Here is an 18,504-nt window from a genome sequence, read left to right on the forward strand (position 1 = left end):
AGACTGGCGCTGTGACCCCGACGCTCGCCGACCTCCTCGACCGCCTGCACGTCGTCTCGCTGCCGATGCGGGTGCGCTTCCGCGGCATCACGGTCCGCGAACTGGCGCTCATCGAAGGACCGGCCGGGTGGGGGGAATTCGGGCCGTTCCTCGAGTACGCATCGCCGGAGGCGGCGACGTGGCTGGCGTCCGCGATCGAGGCGGCCTACTCCGCACCGCCGGCCATCCGGCGCGACCGGATCCCGATCAACGCGACGGTACCCGCAGTGGACGCCGCGCAGGTGCCCGAGGTACTGGCCCGCTTTCCCGGCGCGCGGACCGCGAAGGTGAAGGTCGCGGAGCCCGGGCAGACACTGGCCGACGACATCGCCCGGGTCAACGCCGTCCGTCGGGAGGTGCCGACGGTGCGGGTGGACGCCAACGGCGGCTGGACCGTCGACGAGGCGGTGGCCGCCGCGGCGGCGCTGACCGCCGACGGACCGTTGGAGTATCTCGAGCAGCCGTGCCGGACGGTGCCCGAACTCGCCGAGTTGCGTGCGCGCACCACGGTTCCCATCGCCGCCGATGAGAGCATCCGCAAGGCGGACGATCCGCTGCACGTCGTCCGATCCGGAGCCGCCGACATCGCGGTGGTCAAGGTCGCGCCGCTGGGCGGGGTACGTCCGCTGCTGGACATCGCGTCGCAGATCGACATCCCGATCGTGGTGTCCAGCGCGTTGGATTCGGCGGTCGGGATCGCCCGCGGACTGTACGCGGCGGCGGCGCTACCGCGGTTGGAGCACGCGTGCGGCCTGGGCACGGGTGGGTTGTTCGTCGAGGATGTGGCCGCGCCGCTGGTCCCGGAGGACGGCTTTCTGCCGGTCGGACCCGTCGCACCCGACGCGGACCGCCTGGCGGCGCTGGCTGCGGGTCCCGAGCGCCGACAGTGGTGGATCGACCGCGTTGCTGAATGCTTGCAGGTGCTAAGAGGCCGAAGCCCGTCTGCTTGAGCGACTTCCGGGCGCCGCGCGCAGTTGCGATGATAGAACAAGATCACGTGCGGTAGGGGGTCGCCATGCGTATTGGTCTGATGGATCCGATCATCGCGTCGCGGCCTGCAGCCGACAGCTTCACCCGCGCCAACTACCTCAATGCAGTCGCCAACCGGGTGGACTCTTTCTGGGTGCCGGACCACCTGAACGCGCTGTTCCCCCGAGCGCTGTGGCGGCCTGAAATCACCGCCGCAGCAAGGGTTGTGCCGTCGGCCGATGCTTACCTCGAGCCCTGGACGGTGCTCGGGCATCTGGCAGCACGCAACCGGATCGCCAAGCTGCGCCTGGGTGTCGGCGTCACCGACACAGGACGCCGGAATCCCGCGGTCACCGCGCAGGCCGCCGCCACCTTGCAGCTGCTGACGAAGGGCCGCGCCATCCTCGGCATCGGGTGCGGTGAACGCGAGGGTAACGAGCCCTACGGCGTGGAGTGGACCCGCCCGGTCGCCCGATTCGAAGAGGCGATGGCGACCATCAGGGCGCTGTGGGACTCCAATGGCGAACTGGTGAACAGGGATTCACGCTTCTTCCCTCTGCGTAACGCGGTGTTCGACCTGCCACCGTACAAGGGTGAGTGGCCGCAGATCTGGATCGCCGCTCACGGGCCCCGCATGTTGCGCGCAGCCGGGCAGTACGCCGATGGGTTCTTCCCCGCATTCGCGCACACCCCGCAGGAGTACGCCCGCCGGCTGGAGGTCGTGCGGACCGCGGCCTCCGATGCCGGGCGGGACCCGATGTCGATCGTTCCGGCGATGTGGGTCATGACCGTCACCGGGCGCACCCGCGACGACGTCGACGAGGCATTGGAATCGGTGGTGGTCCGGGCTGGGGGTCTGAACTTCTCAGACGACTTCTACGCGCTGCACGGGGCCGCGCATCCTCTCGGCGCAGGCTTCTCGGGAGCGCAGGACATCCTGCCGCAGGGATGGGACACCGAGACGGCGCTGTCCTACGCCAAACGGGTGCCGGTCGACGTGCTGAGGTCCGGCATGTTGAGCGGGACGCCCAAGGAAATCGTCGAGCAAGCGGCCGAATGGCGTGACTGCGGGGTTTGCTACCTGGTGCTGGCAGACGTGACGTTGTTGCAGCGCAGTCTTCGCAAGGGATTGGCCGGGCTCGCGCTGTCCCACAAGGTCGTGCGAGGCCTCAAGCGGCTGTGACCAGACGTTGACATGTTGAGACAGACGCATAGTCTTTGTGTCAACACACCCGACGCCTGGAGGCGACATGGTCGCAGTGGCCCACCCTCACACCCAGCGCCCGGCCGCGGCGGTGCGGCCGAAGGTGATGCGCGAGTTCCGCAAGCACAGCGGCAGCGTGCTCGGCGGCTTCTTCGGGGCGGCCGCCTTTGACGAGGTGGCCCTGGTCCCGGTGGCAGCCGCGGTCGACAGGACCGGACGCTTCGCCGCGAACTTCGCCGACCGCGGTGTGCGCAGCGGCTTTTCGGCATTCCTGGCGATCTGGGGTGACGCCGAGGACCGGATCGCCGAATCCGACCGGCTCAAGATGCTGCACCGCGACGTACGGGGTCGCGGCAGCGGTGAGTTCGCCGACGTCCGCTACAGCGCGCTCGACCCCAAGCTCTGGAACTGGATCGCGGTCAGCGGCATCTTTCTCGTGCTGAACTCGTTCACCCCCTGCACGGGCATCGTGCTCTCGGAGGCCGAGCGCGACGCCGCCTACCTGCAACTGCTCGACGCCTTCCGCGGTCTCGAACTGCCCGGTGAGACCGCGAAGCTGCCCACCACCTACGCCGACGCGGCCGACTACTACGACACGATGGTTCGCACCGAACTGAAGGCCAACCCCTTCCTGCAGCGGGTGACGGCCGATCTGACCCGGCTGCCGTTGCCGACCCTGCTGCTGCCGGCTCCGGTGCGCCGCGCACTGACGCCACCCTGGCTGCTACTGCGACCGGTCGCCGGACGCGTGGTCAGGGTGTGCTCGTTCGGCATCCTGCACCCGGGGATCCGCGAGATGACCGGCTTCGACTGGCAGGCGCGGCACGACCGGGAGTTCGAGCTGTACTCCCGCCTGCTGCAGGTGGCGTGGCGGGTGCTGCCGGACAGGGTGTTGTTGATCCCGTTGGCGCGCAACCGGATCGAATACGAAAAGCTTGTCCGGTTGCACCGGTCGGTCGCCCTCGAATCGTTTGCGCCACCGCCCGGGTGCCCGGCGGGCTGATCCGATGCGACGCACCAGTGCCAACCGCTCCGAACAGGAAGCCGCGATCCTCAAGGCCGCCGCCGAGGAGGTCGCGCTCGTCGGCGTCGGCCGGTTGAGCATGGACGTCATCGCCCGCCAAGCCGGTGTCAGCCGCAGCACGCTGTACCGACGGTTTCCCAGCCGCGATGCGCTGGTCACCGAACTCGGCAGGCAGACTTTCGAATTCGCCATGGCGCGGTTGCAGACGGTCAGTGTGAACGCGGGCCCGCAGGACGCGGCGGTCGCCGCGTTCCGGGAGGGCGTGCGGCTGCTGACCGGGGAACCCGTCATGCGGCGGTTCCTGCAACTCGACGGCGACTTCACCGCCACGACGGGCATGTTCGACGAGGCGCGGATGTTCCTCGTCAGCGCCGCCACCGCGATGGCCAGGGCGCTGCGGGCCGCGGGCGCCACGATGCCCGACGAGCAACTGCTCGCCGTCGCCGAGGTGCACATCCGCCTCGCGGCGTCACTGGTGCAGGTGAGCACGCCCGTCCTCGACGTCACCGACGACGATGCGGTGACCCGCTATGCCCGCGCGTACCTCGCTCCGCTGGTGCGCTGAGCGTCAGTACATGCACACGTCGGCGATGAGGACGGCGGGCCACCCGGCGACGAGAACGCCGAACGACAACAGCTGGTCGCGATTGCCGTAGAGCGTCTGCATGTGGTGAAGTTGCTCGGCGCGCAGGCCGATGACGACCACGCCGATGATCACGTAGGGAATCGACGACCACAGGATGATCTCCAGTAGCGCTCCCACCGAGACCTCCCGATCGAGCATTCGCCGGAGAAGCCGCATCATCCGTCGAGTCTGGCACCGGTCGCCGCGGGTGATGATCGCTTTACCGTTTGCGTGACGTCACGGCGGAATTTTGGGCTGCCCACCGCCACAGCGTTACGTGATCTCGCATCTCGCCCGGCCGCTCCCACGAGTCACTTCCTGGAGCCGGCGCAGCCTGGATGCCAAAAAGGGGCGCCCCGGGTGGGGCGCCCCTTTTCTCAGAGCGTCAGCGGGTGGTGACGTAGACGACGCGGTCGTTGTTGTCGTAGCGAACCGAGACGATGCTGGACTGGTCGAGGGGCTTGACCATGCCCTGGTGATTGACCCGTACGGAGTAGCCGCGGTCGTCGAGCTGTTCGATGCTGTTCTGGGCGTTGCCGGCGCCTGCGGGGGCGGCCTGTGCGGAGGCGGCGAAACCGAGGGCGGCGGTGGCCAGTGCGCCGGCGGTGAGGGTGGTGAGTGCGAGTTTGTTCATTTTGAGGCCTTCCTCTTTTTCGATTCTGTGGTTCTGGTCGGCATAACCTGCAGGTCATTGGGATCGATGCCCGGTGGCGGTGATTGCCCGGCGGTTGGCAGGAAGTGTTCGGTCACCCGCCCCTACTTCTGTGGAACACCGCACTGCAGGCCGTGCGGTCCCGCCGGCGTCGCGCACGGTCTGCATAGGATCGGCCAATGGGCATACCCGAGGTGGATCCGACCGCCGGCTCGCCGATGCTGAAGATCGGCGCACGGCTGCTACGGCCCCGGCCGGTGCGGTATCTGGTTCGTCACATCGTGCCGCGCATCGACCCACCGCTGCTGCGCGTGTCCGGCGGCCGGGTGTCCTCGGCGATGGTCACCCCCGAGCTGCTGCTCACCTCTACCGGCGCGAAGACCGGCGAACAGCGGGTCACGCCCCTCACCTACTTCACCGACCGCGGCCGGGTGATCGTCGTCGCGTCGAACTACGGCGGCCGTCGCCATCCCTCCTGGTACCACAACGTCAGGAAGCAGCCCCGCGTCACGCTCACCGCCGGTGGCTACGAGGGCACGTTCGTCGGCGAGGAGGTCACCGGCGCGGAGCGGGACCGGTTGTGGGAGCTGGCCAAGAACTGGATCCCCAGCTACGCCGACTACGAGAAGCTGACCCAGGGCCGCACCATCCCGATCCTCGCGTTCACCGAGACCGAGTGATTACGGCGCGCCAACCGACGCTGCGCGCACGTCAGCGCGCCCGAATCGCCGTCGAGTAGCGTCGAGAACCGTGAATCTCGCTTACGACGATCGCGGCAGCGGCATCCCTGTGCTGTTCATCGCCGGCCGCGGCGGCGCCGGCCGCACCTGGCACCTGCACCAGGTCCCGGAGTTCGTGCGCAACGGCTATCGCGCCATCACCTTCGACAACCGCGGCATCGGCGCCACCGAGAACGCCGAGGGTTTCGGCGTCGAGCAGATGGTCGCCGACACCGCGGCGCTCATCGAGGAGCTGGGCGCCGCACCCGTACGCATCGTGGCGGTGTCGATGGGCTCCTACATCGCCCAGGAACTCATGCTCGCCCGCCCGGAGTTGGTGCGGTCTGCCGTGCTGATGGCGACCCGCGGCCGCCACGACCGGGCCCGCGAGTTCTTCGGTACCGCAGAAAAAGAGCTGATCGCATCGGGTGTCGCGCTGCCCGCCCGGTACGACGCGAAAGTGCGTGTGCTGGAGAACTTCTCACCCAAGACCATCAACGACGACCGCGCGATCGGCGACTGGCTCGACATGTTCACGATGTGGCCGACCAAACACACCCCCGGACTGCTCGCGCAGGGAGACGTCGGCCCGAAGGAGAATCGGCTGCCGGCCTACCGCAGCATCCGCATCCCCACGCTGGTGATCGGGTTCGCCGACGACGTCCTGCTGCCCGCGCACCTGGGCAAGGAGGTCGCCGACGCGTTGCCGCACGGGCGCTACCTGGAGATCGCCGACGCCGGCCACCTCGGCTTCATCGAGAAGCCGCAGGAGGTCAACGCCGCGGCCCTCAAGTTCTTCGCCGATATCCTGTAGCGATGAACCCCTCGACGGCACAGGCACGTGTCGTCGTCGACGAACTCGTTCGCGGCGGCGTGCACGACGTGGTCCTGTGCCCGGGATCACGAAACGCGCCGCTGGCCTTCGCTCTGGCCGACGCCGATCGTGCCGGCCGGTTGCGTCTGCATGTCCGCATCGACGAACGCACCGCCGGGTACCTGGCGATCGGGCTGGCGGTCGCCGACCGCGCCCCGGTCTGTGTGGCGATGACGTCGGGCACGGCGGTCGCCAACCTGGGCCCGGCCGTCGTCGAGGCGAACTACGCTCGTGTGCCGCTGATCGTGCTGAGCGCCAACCGGCCGTATGAATTGCTGGGCACCGGCGCCAACCAGACCTTCGAGCAGCTCGGCTACTTCGGCAACCAGGTCCGCGCGAACATCAGCCTCGGCCTCGCGGAGGACGCCCCGGAGCGGATGGACTCGCTCAACGGGCAGTGGCGGTCGGCGACGTGCCGAGTCGTGGTGGCGGCCAGGGGATCTCGCAGCGCCAACGCCGGGCCGGTGCAGTTCGACATCCCGCTGCGGGAACCGCTGGTGCCCACCTTCGACGACGACGGCTCCTGCCCGCCGGGGCGGCCCGACGGAAGGCCGTGGACCTACACCCCGCCGGTGACGTTCGACCAGCCACTCGACATCGACGTCACCCCCGACACCGTGGTGATCGCCGGCCACGGCGCGGGCGTGCACCCGAACCTCGCCGAGCTGCCCACCGTCGCCGAACCGACCGCACCGCCCGCAGCCAACCCGTTGCACCCGCTGGCGCTGCGGCTGCTGCGGCCAAAGCAGGTCATCATGCTCGGCCGCCCGACACTGCACCGGCCGGTCTCGGCGCTGCTCGCCGACCCGTCGGTGCCGGTGTACGCGCTGACCACCGGTCCCCGCTGGCCCGATGTCAGCGGCAACTCGCAGGCGACCGGCACCCGCGCCGTCACCAGCGGGACGCCCGATCCGGCCTGGTTGCGGCGTTGTGCGGAGGTCAACGGGCACGCGGTCGCCGCGGTCCGGGGGCAGTTGAAGGCCAATCCGCTGACCACGGGCCTGCACGTGGCCGCGGCGGTGGCCGACGCGATGCGGCCGGGTGATCAGCTGGTGCTGGGCGCCAGCAACCCGGTGCGCGACGCGGCGCTGGTCGGTTTCGCCCCGCACGGTGTGCAGGTGCGATCCAACCGCGGCGTCGCCGGTATCGACGGCACGGTGTCGACGGCGATCGGCGCGGCGCTGGCCCACGACCGCACCGGCGGACGCACGGTCGCGTTGATGGGTGACCTGACCTTTGTTCACGACAGCTCGGGGCTGCTCATCGGCCCCACCGAGCCCAGCCCGCGGGATCTGACGATCGTGGTGTCCAACGACAACGGCGGCGGCATCTTCGAGCTGCTCGAACAGGGCGATCCGCGGTACAGCGACGTGTCCTCGCGGGTGTTCGGCACCCCGCACGACGTCGACGTGGGCGCGCTGTGCCGGGCCTATCACGTCGACAACCGCCAGATCGAGGTCGGCCAGCTCGCCGAGGCGCTCGACGAACCGCACGAAGGGATGCGTGTGCTGGAGGTGAAAGCCGACAGGTCGTCGCTGCGCGCGCTGCACGCCTCCATCAAGGCCGCGCTGTGAAAGCGGCTGACCGGCTGGCGGCTGTCCGCCGGGTGGTGATCCCGCACCTGTGGGGCGACGGCAACGAGACGCGCGCCGAGCGGATCATCCGGCGGGTGCGCATCGGCGTCATCCTCGCGGCCTGCCTGGTGACACTGCAGTCGACGCTGATGGTGATCGGCGCATGGCGCAACGACCGGCAGATCGAACGCCACATGGGGGTGGCCGAGGCGACGGTGCTCAGCGCCGGCCCGCGCCGCTCGACCATCGAATTTGTCACCCCTGACCGCGTCACCTACCGTCCTGAGCTGGGCGTGCTGTACCCGTCGGAGCTGGAGACGGGGATGCGCATCTACGTCGAATACGACCGCAACAATCCTGATCTCGTGCGGGTGCGCGACCGCGACGCGTCGCTGGCGATCATCCCGGCCGGGTCGATCGCGGTCGTCGGTTGGCTGGTGGCCGGTGGTGCGCTGATCGGCCTGGCGGCGCTGCAGAAGCGGCTGGCCCGGGAACCTTCCCTCGCCGAGCAGACGTAAACCTGTCCCGACACGCCGGGTTCGTGGGCAGCTTTGCGGCTGCTCGCGCACCGGAACTGTTTGGCCGTCCCCTCGCCGGGTATCGCCCCGCGCGACGGAGGGAGCCCAACATGTCGATTCTGGACACGGCCAAGGACCGGGCCACCAACCTGGCCGCGGGTGTGGTCAACATGGTCGGGGACAAGAAGTCACCCGACTCTGCCAACGGCCAGTCGGTCACCATCAAGGCCAGCGTCGTCGAGGTCGAGGAACTGTGGCGGGACGCCCGGCGGATGTCGGTCGTGCTCGGCGAACTCGGCGACGTCGAGAACACCGGACCCGACCGGTACCGGTGGAACCTGAAGGCCGGACCCGTTGCGACGACGTGGGAGTGCACGGTCCACACCGACAACGGGGGTCTGCGGTTCACCGGCGACGACGGCAACGAGATCCTGCTCAGCTTCCGGCCCGCGCCCAACCATCTCGGCACCGAGGTCACCCTGCGGACCAAGACGCCCGCCCCCGGCCTTCTCTCCGGCGCGCTTTCGTTCAAACTGCTCTACCGCGCCCGGGCGCTGCTGCAGACCGGCGAGGTGCCCACCATCCGAAACAATCCGAGCGCGCGGCCGTCCGCGCGGTAGGGAGGCCACTCATGCGCGCACTGTGCTGGAACGGCGTCAACAAGCTGTCCGTCGAGACCGTCGACGACCCCGAGATCATCAACCCGCACGACGTCATCCTCAAGGTCACGCTCACCACGACCTGCGGATCCGATCTGCACTTCATCGACGGCTACCTGCCCGGCATGCGGGAGGGTGACGTGTTCGGCCACGAATTCATGGGCGAGATCGTCGAAGTCGGGCGCGAGGTGCGCGACGTCACGGTCGGTGACCGTGTCGTCGTCCCGTCGTTCATCGGGTGCAACCGGTGCTGGTACTGCGACCACGAGCTCTACTCGTGCTGCGACACCACCAACCCTAACGCCGAACTGCAGCAACCACTTCTGGGCTATCCGTCCGGCGGCATCTACGGGTACACCCATCCGTTCGGGGGCTACGCAGGCTCGCACGCACAGTTCGTGCGCGTACCGTTCGGCGACACCAACTGCTTCAAGATCCCCGGCGACATCACCGACGAGCAGGCACTGTTCCTGTCCGATGCCGTGCCGACCGGGTTCATGGGCGCGGACTTCTGCGATGTCAGCGGCGGGGACACCGTCGCGGTGTGGGGCGCCGGGGGAGTGGGCCTGATGGCGGCCAAGAGTGCGTTGCTGCTGGGCGCCGAACGGGCCATCGTGATCGACCGCATCCCCGAACGACTCGCCCTGGCCCGCGAATTCGGCTTGGAGACAATCGATTACGGCCAGGCGGACAGCGTGCAGGAGTCGTTGCGCGAGATGACGGGTGGCCGCGGGCCCGACGCGTGTATCGACGCGGTCGGCATGGAGGGCCACAGCAACGGTCTGCAACAGGTCTACGACCGGGCCAAGCAGATGCTGCGCCTGGAGACCGACCGTGCGAGCGCGCTGCGCCAGGCGATCCTGGCCTGTCGCAAAGGCGGTGTGGTGGCCGTGCTGGGCGTCTACGGGGTGACCGACAAGTTCCCGATGGGTGTGGTGACCAACAAGGCGCTGACACTGAAATCCGCTCAGCAGCCCGGTCAGCGGTACATGGAGCGGTTGTTCGACTACGTCGAGCAGGGTGACCTCGACCCGGCGAAGTTGATCACCCATGACCTCCCGCTGGAACAGGGTGTGCGCGCCTACGACATGTTCAAGAACAAACAGGACAACTGCATTCGCGTGGCGCTGCGTCCCTAGATCGTGGAGATCAGCTTCGACAGCCAGTCCTCGTCGTCGATGTCGAGCACCTCGTTGTCGACCAGGTCGTAGACCGTCGGCGTACCGACCCCGTACACGTTGATGTCGGTGAGCAGTTCGACATTGAAGTCGGACATGTCCAGGGTGTCGACGGCCTGCCCGCCGCCCGCGACGGCCTGGACGCCCGTGGCCGGTATGCCGCTCTGTCCTGCCATATCGGCCATCTCGGTATCCGACGGGCCGGTGCCGCCGGGTTGTTGATGGGCCCAGAGTTCTTCGACGAATTTCTGGAACGCGACGGCGCGGGGTGCCGCGTCGGCGGCGGCGAACATCGCGTTGCTCACCCGCGCCGAATGGTCGCCGGTCTGATCGAGGAACGTCACCGGCCGGTAGGTGACCGCCAACTGCCCGAGGCTGATGTAGCTGGCCATCTCGCGGCCGTAGTCGGCTTGAAGGGTCGCGCAGTGCGGACACTGCGGTTCGGTGAACACTTCGATCCGGGCGGCGGCCTCGGGGTCGCCGACGAGGATGCCGTAGCCGTCCTCGGTCACCGCGGTGCGGGGCTGGTTGGGATCCTGGCGGGCGGTGCCGGTGACCTCCCGCGTGCACGCGACCGTCAGCAGTAAGAGTGTCGCCGTGACGAGCGCGATCCAGGTCCGCACACGGCAAACGGTACCGCGACTGTTCTTCGTGTCGCGTATCCCGGCACGCAACCTGGGCGACAGCTTCCACTGAAACCCTCGGTTCGTGCGCGTCGCGATCGTCGCAGAGTCCTTCCTCCCCAACGTCAACGGTGTCACCAACTCGGTGCTGCGGGTGCTCGAGCATCTGCGCCGCACCGGCCACGAAGTGATCGTGATCGCCCCGGACACCCTCCGCGGTGACCCGCCGGCCGAACGGGTGCACGACGGCGTGCGGGTGCACCGGGTGCCGTCGCGGATGTTCCCGAAGGTGATCTCCCTGCCGCTGGGGGTGCCACGGCCCCGCATGGTGGGGGTGCTGCGCGGGTTCGACCCCGACGTCGTGCACCTCGCGTCGCCTGCGCTGCTCGGCTACGGCGGGCTGCACGCCGCGCGCCATCTCGGTGTCCCGACGGTGGCGGTGTTCCAGACCGACATCGCCGGATTCGCACAGAGTTACGGCGTCGGGGCGGTGTCGCGTGCGGCGTGGTCGTGGACCCGGCATCTGCACAGCCGTGCCGACCGCACACTTGCGCCGTCGACGTCGGCGATGGAGAACCTCGCGGCGCACGGCATCCCACGGGTGCACCACTGGGCGCGCGGTGTGGACATCACCGGTTTCGCGCCGTCGGCGCGCGACGAGGGGTTGCGCCGGCAGTGGTCACCCGGGGGGCGGCCGGTCGTCGGGTTCGTGGGCCGCCTCGCGCCGGAGAAACACGTCGAACGGCTGGCGGCGCTGAGCGCACGCGACGACGTCCAGGTCGTGGTCGTCGGCGACGGCATCGACCGGAAGAAGCTCGAATCCGCCATGCCGACAGCAGTTTTCACGGGCGCGCTCTACGGTGGGGCGTTGGCGGCCGCGTACGCCAGCATGGATGTGTTCGTCCACCCCGGTGAGCACGAGACGTTCTGCCAGGCCGTCCAGGAGGCGATGGCCTCGGGACTGCCGGTGATCGCGCCGAACGCCGGCGGACCCCGCGATCTGGTCGCGCCGTACCGGACCGGGCTGTTGCTGGACGTCGGCGAGTTCGAGGCCAGGCTCGGCGAATCCGTCGCCCATCTGATCGCCGAGCGCCAGCGGTACTCGGTGGCCGCGCGGCGCAGCGTGCTCGGCCGCACGTGGCCGGCCATTTGCGACGAATTGCTCGCCCACTACGAGGACGTGCTGGGGCAGCCTCGCCTGCGCGCCGCTTAGGAGGGGTGTGCGTTACAGCGCCTTAGGCCCGGTTTCGTCACCACGGCTGTCGATCACCGGTCCGTACGCCAAACCACAGCCGTGGTGTCGAAATCGCGCATAAGGCCGGAAACGGCAGTGCCCTAGCCCTGCGCCTCGACGGCGACGGGCTGCCACTCCTCCCACGACGCCAACCGGTTCTCGTAGTCGGCTTTGGCGATGCCCAGCGGCACCTCCCCGAAGAACACGCGCAGCGGTGGGTTCTCGGCGTCCACGACCTTGAGGATCGCGCGGGCCGACGCCTGCGGATCGCCCGGCTTGGCGGTGCGCTGGCTGCGCGCCCGCTGCGCCTCCTCGTGGACCTCGGCATAGACCGGAAGCGGCGTCGCGTGTTTGGCCGACGGACCGGCCCAGTCGGTGGAGAAACCACCCGGTTCGACCAGCGTGACGTGCACACCGAACGCGGCGATCTCCTGCGCCAGCGCCTGCGAGAACCCCTCGAGCGCCCACTTCGACGCGTTGTAGATCCCGATGTTGGGGAAGGCACTGATCCCGCCGATCGACGACACCTGGATGATGTGGCCGCTGCGCTGCTCCCGCAGGTACGGCAGCGCCGCCTGGGTGATCCACAGCGCGCCGAACACGTTCGTCTCGATCTGGTCGCGCGCCTCCTGCTCGGAGAGCTCCTCGATGAACCCGAACTGTCCGTAGCCGGCGTTGTTGACGACGATGTCGAGCCGCCCGAAGTGGTCGTGGGCCCGCTTGACGGCCGCGAAGTCGGCGTCGCGGTCGGTGACGTCGAGCGCGATGGGCAGCAGCGCCTCGCCGAACTTGTCGACGAGGTCGGTCAGTGTCGCGGTGTCCCGGGCCGTCGCGGCCACACGGTCACCCCGTTCGAGCGCGGCGATCGCCCACTCCCGGCCGAATCCGCGCGATGTACCAGTGATGAACCAGACTTTGTCGCTCATGTCGGGGTTCAAGCCCATCCGGACCGCCCTCATTCCCGCTGACTGCAGATTCACAGGTAGCGTCGGCGTCGTGAGCCGGGCGACGTTGGACAAGAACCCCCACGAGGTTGCGTCGATGTTCGACGCGGTGGCACGCCGCTACGACCTGACCAACACCGTGCTGTCGCTGGGACAGGACCGGTTCTGGCGGCGCGAGACCTGTTCGGCGCTGCACATCGGGCCCGGTGACAAGGTGCTCGACCTGGCCGCGGGCACCGCGGTGTCCACGGTGGAACTCGCCGGCTCCGGCGCCTGGTGCGTGGCCGCCGATTTCTCGGTGGGAATGCTGTCCGCCGGCCGGGAACGCGACGTGCCGAAGGTGGCCGGCGATGCGACCAGGCTGCCCTTCGCCGACGAATCGTTCGACGCCGTGACCATCAGCTTCGGCCTGCGCAACGTCGTCGACCACGTCGCGGGTCTCAAGGAGATGGCCCGCGTGACACGGCCCGGCGGGCGGCTGGTGGTGTGCGAGTTCTCCACGCCGACGAACCCCGCCTTCGCCACGCTCTACAAGGAGTACCTCATGAAGGCGCTGCCGCGGATGGCGAGCGCGGTGGCGTCCAATCCCGACGCCTACGTGTATCTTGCCGAATCGATCCGCGCCTGGCCGGATCAGGCGGGTCTGGCGCGGCGCATCGAGGACGCGGGCTGGTCGGCGGTGCGGTGGCGCAACCTGACCGGCGGGATCGTCGCCCTGCACGCCGCGGTCAAACCGCCGGCCTGATTCCTGGCGGCGCGCTACTTCTCATGCGCCGCGGACAGCGTGACGGTGAGGGTGTCGGCGACCTTCATCGAACCCATGAACATCGAGTACGGTTTGACGCCGAAGTCTGTCTGCCGCAGCGTGGTTCGCGCCGCCAGCGCCCACCCGTCGTCGGCGTCGGCGACGTGCACGTCCAGCGCGTGCTCACGCCGGCGGCCGTGGATCTCGAGTTCGCCGGTCAGGCGGTAGCCGCCGTCGGTGGGCGTGACCGCGCTGGATTCGAACAAGACGGTCGGATAGCGTTGCACTGACAGCGTTTTCAGGGCGTATGAGCGCGCCAGCGCCCGCTCGGGACCGGACAGCGGTGTCACCCCGCCCGCACCGCCTTCGACCGACAGCGAGCCGACGTCCGCGGTCAACCGCATGGCGGAAGGTTCGACGCCGTTCCACTCGACGGTGGCGTTCCAGCTTTCGACCAGGATGCTCAGCCGGTGACCCATTCGGGCGGCGGGGCCCGCCACGTCGGTGAGGATGCGCAGGTCGCCGTCCGAGGCGTCGAGCGTCCAGGCCATGGGCGTGACGCTACCCGGCTGCGGTGCGGGCCTCCCACAGTCGCAGGCTCTCGGGTCCGACCGCGGCATCGTGAGTCTGCTGGAAGTTCCGCCCGCCGCGCCGATACGTCGCCAGCACCGCCGCGGGAACCTCCGATTCCAGGAACTGCGCGGCCAGCCACCGACACGGCCGCACGTGGACGAGGTCTACCGCTGATGCGGCGCTGGCGGAATCGTGCCGGTAGGGGCCTTCGATGCGGCCCAACCAGAACAGGCCCTCCGGGTCGCGGGTCCATACCAGCGCACCGTCGGGCACGTCGGCGAACCGGGCGATCCGCCGCGCGAGGCGGTCGTCGTCCACTCCGAGCTCACCGAACCCGCATACCCCGAGCCTGCGGCCACGCGCGATCGTCTTCCCAGCGTCGATGCCGTCGTCACGCGAGCGCATCGGCGCCCGGTACACCAAGACCATGGCTGACATCCTGGGGGATAGTCGGTGCGTGGGTGGGTACCCGCGTGGAATGGCGGAACATCGGAGGAGCAATGGGCAGCGCGTCGCGCAAGACCGCGCTGTGGGCCGGCGTTGCTGTCGCGGTGCTCGCCGCCGGCAGCGCCGGGTGCGGCTCCTCTGAGCACGACGAAGGAGCAGCGCCGATGGACCCCAGCACATTCGAGCGGTTGGGCACCGTTGACGAGCGCTACCAGTCCTACAACGTCGAGATGCTCGAGGTGACCGGCGGCGCCTTCTGGAAGCCCTACGGGTCGTCGACCGGTTCGTCGGAAGCGCCCGACTCGTCGGCCACGACCCCGGCAGGGATGAACTCCGACCTCTACCAGTACCGGCCACCACTGGACCTGGCCAACCCCCGCCTGCGCACACTGGCCGCGGCACTCGGCCCCGCCTACGTCCGGGTCAGCGGAACATGGGCCAACACCACCTATTTCGCCGATATGGACCCTGCGCCGGCGGAGCCGCCCGAGGGGTTCGACGGCGTGCTGACCCGCGATCAGTGGCGCGGGGTGGTGGATTTCTCGCGCGCGGTGGACGCGAACATCGTGTCCTCGTTCGCGATCAGCCCGGGAACGCGGGACCCGGACGGCGTGTGGACGCCCGACCTGGCCCGCCGTTGGCTCGACTACACCCGTTCGGTCGGTGGGCGGATCGCCGCGGCCGAATTCATGAACGAACCGAATGTGGCCGCCATGGGCGGTGCGCCGAAGGGGTACGACGGGGCTGCCTACGGCCGAGACTTCAAGGTGTTCAGGGAATTCGCCGACCAGGTCGCGCCCGACATGACGATCGCAGGCCCCGGCTCCGTCGGCGAGACTCCCGGAACCTGGGGGCTCACCTACGGTGCGCAGGGGACGATCCGCACGTCCGTCATGCTCACCGCCGGCGGCCGGGGGGTGGACGTGTTCTCCTATCACCACTACGGCGCCGCCTCGCAACGCTGCGCCGCCATCGGCGCGGCACAGACGACGGCCGACGACGCGTTGACCGAAGACTGGTTGGGACGAACCAGCAAGACCGCGGCCTACTACGCCAGTGTCCGTGACGAGTACCAACCGGGCAAACCGATGTGGCTCACCGAAACAGCCGACGCCGCATGTGGTGGAAATCCCTGGGCATCAACATTTCTCGACAGCTTCCGGTATCTGGATCAGCTCGGCAGGCTGGCACGTGCGGGGGTACAGATGGTGGCGCACAACACGCTGGTGGCCAGTGACTACGGCCTGCTCGACGACACCGACTTCACGCCCCAGCCGAACTACTGGGCGGCCCTGCTGTGGAAGCGGTTGATGGGGCCCACCGTGCTGGACTCGGGTGTGCCGATCGAGGAGGGCACGCACCTCTACGCGCACTGCCAACCGGGCACGCCGGGCGGGGTGACACTGCTGGCGATCAACAACGACCGCACCGCCTCACGGACGGTCGAGCTGTCGACGGCGGCCGAACGCTACACCCTTGCCGCCGACCCGCTGGACTCCCGGACGGTGAGCCTGAACGGGCACCCGTTGGCGCTCGGGCCCGGCGACGCCCTACCCACGTTGTCCGGTGCGCCGACAGCTGCCGGTGAGCTGATATTGGAACCCGCCACGATCACCTTCCTGACGATTCCCACGGCCGGCAACCAGGCGTGCAGTTGAGGTGCGGCGCTGACTAATTCGGATCAGGAGGGGAACCGGGCGGGCGTGGTGCGTTGAGCCGGTACTTGACCCCGAGCATCCGGATGACGAAGCAGACCGCCGCGGCGGCCAGCCCGGCCGGCAGGCCGTACACATCGAGTTCGATGGCCACCACGGTGAGCACCGCGGCGGCGAGGGCAGGGATTGCATACAGTTCGCTGCGCAACACCGTCGGGACCTGCCCGCACAGCGCATCCCGGATCGTGCCCCCGCCGACCGCGGTGATGACGCCGAGCAGAACCGCGGGTGCCATGCCGAGCCCGAACGCCAGCGCCTTGCTCGCGCCCATCACCGCGAACACGCTCAACCCGATCGCGTCGAACACGGTCAGCGACATCCCCAGTCTGTCCAGCCACGGGTTGAGGAGCAACGCGATGAGCGCGCCCCCCACGGCGAGTGCGAAGTAGGGCCAGTAGAGGAACGTCGCCGGGGGCAGCGCGCCGATGAGGACGTCGCGGATCACCCCGCCGCCCAACGCCGTCAGCATGCCGAGGGTCACCACGCCGACCACATCGAGCCGGGTGGCGCGCAACGCCGTCAGCGCCCCATTGAGACCGAAGGCGAAGGTGCCGGTCAGGTCCAGTGCGAACAGCAGCGGCGGGTCGGTGTTCACCGACCCTGCCTATCACGGCCTGACCTGGGATACCGGGCGGTGGCCGGTTTCCCTCGCCTCGACGTACTCTGCCGGTGCGGGCGGTCACCGGCGACGGGAGTACGGATGCGCACCTTCTGGCGGTACGTCCGCATTCAGCTGATGATGTTCGTATTCGGGTGCGTCGGGCCGATATTCCTGGTCCTGTTCTTCACCACCCGCCCTGATCCGTCGATGAAGTGGGCGTACTGGATCGGGCTGTTCATCACGACCGCCGATATCCTCATCGCCCTGGCGCTCACCGAGGCGAGCGGCAAAGACGCTCGGCCCGCCGATATGCGGATCGCGCTGGCATTCGCCAAACGGCGCGACGGCGGCTCCGGCGAGTGATCAGCGGAAGGGCTTGCGGGCATCCATACCGCGCGATGCCAGCCCACCGGCGCGCCAGACGCGGGCGATCCAGTCGGCGTCCTCGTCGGTGACCAGGTTGCCCATCACGCGCACGGCGATGCGCATCAGCGTCGACGACCTCATCGCGAGCGGACCGGTCACCGGGAGGAACCGCGGCAACGTCAGCAGCAGCGCCAGCCTGCGCGCCACGGAGAACCCCCGGGCGTAGTGCTCGGTCAGCACCGCGGGCCAGGCCTGCGACAGATCACCGGAGTCCAGCAGGTCGGCGGCCAGGCGCCCGGTCTCCAGGCCGTAGTCGATGCCCTCGCCGTTGAGCGGGTTCACGCACGCCGCGGCGTCACCGATCAGCATCCAGTTGGGCCCGGCCACCCCCGACACCGCACCGCCCATGGGCAGCAGCGCGGACAGCGGCGCGCGCGGTTCGCCTTCGAAGCCCCACTCCTCGCGGCGCAGCGCCGTGTAATACGACATCAGCGGACGCAACGCGGCATCTGCGGGGCGCTTATCGGTGGCCAGGGCGCCGACGCCGATGTTCACTTCGCCATTGCCCAGCGGGAAGATCCAGCCGTAGCCGGGCAGCACCTTGCCCTCCGGTGAGCGCAGTTCGAGGTGTGAGGTGATCCACGGCTCGTTGCTGCGCGGCGTGGCGATGTACCCGCGGACCGCGACGCCGTAGACGGTCTGCTGATGCCACTGCCGGCCCAGCGTGCGGCCCAGCGTCGAACGCGCCCCGTCGGCGACGATCAGTGTCTCGAGGCCGATCTCCTCACCGGAGTCCAGTGTCAGCGAGTCCACACGGCCAGCCGAACCATGCGAGACACCAACGACTTTCGCGCCGAGGATCATCTTCGCCCCGTCGTCGGCGGCGACCGAGCGGATCCGGTCGTCGAGTTCGGTGCGGGGGACCGCGCTGCCCGTCGACGGGAACGAGGGGCCGGGCCAGGCCACCTCCACGTCGGCGCCGAATCCCGACATGCGCAGACCGCGGTGGCGGATGCGGGTGTCGAGCCACGGTCCGAGGCCCAGGCGTTCGAGTTCGGCGACCGCCCGCGGGGTCAACCCGTCCCCGCAGGCTTTGTCGCGCGGGAATCGGGCGGCATCGACGACAAGGACGTCGCGGCCTGCGCGGGCCGCCCACGCCGCGGCCGCCGAACCCGCAGGTCCGGCCCCGACAACGACCACATCCGCCCGGGTCTTCATTGT

Annotated in this window: 22 protein-coding genes; 14 read left to right on the forward strand and 8 right to left on the reverse strand. The window is 69.1% G+C overall.

The window, feature by feature from the left end:
* Positions 1-11 precede the first annotated feature (11 nt).
* The 4 genes from I7X18_RS04235 to I7X18_RS04250 all read left to right on the forward strand — a co-directional run bounded on the left by I7X18_RS04235 (position 12) and on the right by I7X18_RS04250 (position 3,801).
* Positions 12-989: an o-succinylbenzoate synthase gene (locus tag I7X18_RS04235; RefSeq protein WP_193044404.1), complete on the forward strand. Its 978-nt coding sequence runs from the start codon at positions 12-14 to the stop codon at positions 987-989.
* Positions 990-1,054: 65 nt separating this feature from the next.
* Positions 1,055-2,191 (forward strand): LLM class flavin-dependent oxidoreductase, encoded by a 1,137-nt coding sequence (locus tag I7X18_RS04240; RefSeq protein WP_193044403.1) that lies wholly within the window; start codon positions 1,055-1,057, stop codon positions 2,189-2,191.
* Positions 2,192-2,258: 67 nt separating this feature from the next.
* Positions 2,259-3,215: an oxygenase MpaB family protein gene (locus I7X18_RS04245; protein WP_193044402.1), complete on the forward strand. Its 957-nt coding sequence runs from the start codon at positions 2,259-2,261 to the stop codon at positions 3,213-3,215.
* A gap of 4 nt (positions 3,216-3,219) precedes the next feature.
* The gene (locus tag I7X18_RS04250) at positions 3,220-3,801 is read left to right on the forward strand and encodes a TetR/AcrR family transcriptional regulator (protein WP_193044401.1); all 582 of its coding nucleotides are present in this window, start codon (positions 3,220-3,222) and stop codon (positions 3,799-3,801) included.
* A gap of 3 nt (positions 3,802-3,804) precedes the next feature.
* Here the strand turns inward: I7X18_RS04250 and I7X18_RS04255 are convergent, their stop codons facing one another.
* Positions 3,805-4,041, reverse strand: a complete 237-nt coding sequence (locus I7X18_RS04255) for a hypothetical protein (protein WP_193044400.1) — start codon at positions 4,039-4,041, stop codon at positions 3,805-3,807.
* Positions 4,042-4,246: 205 nt separating this feature from the next.
* Positions 4,247-4,495 carry a hypothetical protein gene (locus I7X18_RS04260; protein WP_193044399.1) on the reverse strand — a complete coding sequence of 83 codons (249 nt, stop codon included), beginning with the start codon at positions 4,493-4,495 and terminating at the stop codon, positions 4,247-4,249.
* Between the two features lie 197 nt (positions 4,496-4,692).
* On the opposite strand from I7X18_RS04260, the gene I7X18_RS04265 reads away from it, so the two are divergent.
* The 6 genes from I7X18_RS04265 to I7X18_RS04290 all read left to right on the forward strand — a co-directional run bounded on the left by I7X18_RS04265 (position 4,693) and on the right by I7X18_RS04290 (position 9,996).
* Positions 4,693-5,193 carry a nitroreductase/quinone reductase family protein gene (locus I7X18_RS04265; RefSeq protein ID WP_193044398.1) on the forward strand — a complete coding sequence of 167 codons (501 nt, stop codon included), beginning with the start codon at positions 4,693-4,695 and terminating at the stop codon, positions 5,191-5,193.
* A 70-nt stretch (positions 5,194-5,263) separates the two neighbouring features.
* Positions 5,264-6,046, forward strand: a complete 783-nt coding sequence (locus I7X18_RS04270; RefSeq protein ID WP_193044397.1) for an alpha/beta fold hydrolase — start codon at positions 5,264-5,266, stop codon at positions 6,044-6,046.
* Positions 6,047-6,048: 2 nt separating this feature from the next.
* A complete protein-coding gene (gene menD / locus I7X18_RS04275; protein WP_193044396.1) occupies positions 6,049-7,680 on the forward strand; it encodes a 2-succinyl-5-enolpyruvyl-6-hydroxy-3-cyclohexene-1-carboxylic-acid synthase in 1,632 nt (543 codons plus the stop codon).
* Entirely contained in the window at positions 7,677-8,198 is a 522-nt protein-coding gene (locus I7X18_RS04280) for a DUF3592 domain-containing protein (protein WP_193044395.1), read from the forward strand. The genes menD and I7X18_RS04280 overlap by 4 nt, the downstream gene beginning before the upstream one ends.
* 110 nt (positions 8,199-8,308) lie before the next feature.
* On the forward strand, positions 8,309-8,818 hold the full coding sequence (locus I7X18_RS04285; RefSeq protein ID WP_193044394.1) for an SRPBCC family protein: 510 nt from the start codon (positions 8,309-8,311) through the stop codon (positions 8,816-8,818).
* Positions 8,819-8,829: 11 nt separating this feature from the next.
* Positions 8,830-9,996: a zinc-dependent alcohol dehydrogenase gene (locus I7X18_RS04290; RefSeq protein WP_193044393.1), complete on the forward strand. Its 1,167-nt coding sequence runs from the start codon at positions 8,830-8,832 to the stop codon at positions 9,994-9,996.
* Here the strand turns inward: I7X18_RS04290 and I7X18_RS04295 are convergent.
* A complete protein-coding gene (locus I7X18_RS04295) occupies positions 9,993-10,658 on the reverse strand; it encodes a DsbA family protein (RefSeq protein WP_193044392.1) in 666 nt (221 codons plus the stop codon). The genes I7X18_RS04290 and I7X18_RS04295 overlap by 4 nt on opposite strands.
* Before the next feature lie 85 nt (positions 10,659-10,743).
* Between I7X18_RS04295 and I7X18_RS04300 the strand changes: the two genes are divergently transcribed.
* Positions 10,744-11,871, forward strand: coding sequence for a glycosyltransferase family 4 protein (locus tag I7X18_RS04300; protein WP_193044391.1), 1,128 nt, complete (start codon positions 10,744-10,746; stop codon positions 11,869-11,871).
* Positions 11,872-11,993: 122 nt separating this feature from the next.
* Here the strand turns inward: I7X18_RS04300 and I7X18_RS04305 are convergent, their stop codons facing one another.
* Entirely contained in the window at positions 11,994-12,818 is an 825-nt protein-coding gene (locus I7X18_RS04305; protein WP_193044390.1) for an SDR family oxidoreductase, read from the reverse strand.
* Between the two features lie 70 nt (positions 12,819-12,888).
* Between I7X18_RS04305 and I7X18_RS04310 the strand changes: the two genes are divergently transcribed.
* Positions 12,889-13,581, forward strand: coding sequence for a demethylmenaquinone methyltransferase (locus I7X18_RS04310; RefSeq protein ID WP_193044389.1), 693 nt, complete (start codon positions 12,889-12,891; stop codon positions 13,579-13,581).
* Between the two features lie 14 nt (positions 13,582-13,595).
* On the opposite strand, the gene I7X18_RS04315 is transcribed toward I7X18_RS04310, so the two are convergent.
* Together I7X18_RS04315 and I7X18_RS04320 are read right to left on the reverse strand one after the other, a co-directional pair.
* Complete coding sequence (locus I7X18_RS04315) at positions 13,596-14,132, reverse strand: YceI family protein (protein WP_193044388.1); 537 nt, start codon at positions 14,130-14,132, stop codon at positions 13,596-13,598.
* A 10-nt stretch (positions 14,133-14,142) separates the two neighbouring features.
* Positions 14,143-14,592, reverse strand: coding sequence for a GAF domain-containing protein (locus I7X18_RS04320; RefSeq protein WP_193044387.1), 450 nt, complete (start codon positions 14,590-14,592; stop codon positions 14,143-14,145).
* Between the two features lie 62 nt (positions 14,593-14,654).
* Between I7X18_RS04320 and I7X18_RS04325 the strand changes: the two genes are divergently transcribed.
* Positions 14,655-16,259, forward strand: a complete 1,605-nt coding sequence (locus I7X18_RS04325; protein ID WP_193044386.1) for a glycosyl hydrolase family 79 N-terminal domain-containing protein — start codon at positions 14,655-14,657, stop codon at positions 16,257-16,259.
* 13 nt (positions 16,260-16,272) lie between these two features.
* Here the strand turns inward: I7X18_RS04325 and I7X18_RS04330 are convergent, their stop codons facing one another.
* On the reverse strand, positions 16,273-16,911 hold the full coding sequence (locus I7X18_RS04330) for a trimeric intracellular cation channel family protein (protein WP_193044385.1): 639 nt from the start codon (positions 16,909-16,911) through the stop codon (positions 16,273-16,275).
* A gap of 105 nt (positions 16,912-17,016) precedes the next feature.
* Here I7X18_RS04330 and I7X18_RS04335 point away from each other — a divergent pair, with 105 nt between their 5' ends.
* Positions 17,017-17,280 carry a hypothetical protein gene (locus I7X18_RS04335; RefSeq protein WP_193044384.1) on the forward strand — a complete coding sequence of 88 codons (264 nt, stop codon included), beginning with the start codon at positions 17,017-17,019 and terminating at the stop codon, positions 17,278-17,280.
* Here I7X18_RS04335 and menJ read toward each other — a convergent pair whose 3' ends face one another.
* Positions 17,281-18,501, reverse strand: a complete 1,221-nt coding sequence (gene menJ, locus I7X18_RS04340; RefSeq protein WP_193044383.1) for a menaquinone reductase MenJ — start codon at positions 18,499-18,501, stop codon at positions 17,281-17,283.
* Positions 18,502-18,504 lie beyond the last annotated feature (3 nt).

The organism is Mycolicibacterium baixiangningiae, from assembly GCF_016313185.1.
GTDB classification, from domain to species: Bacteria; Actinomycetota; Actinomycetes; order Mycobacteriales; family Mycobacteriaceae; genus Mycobacterium; species Mycobacterium baixiangningiae.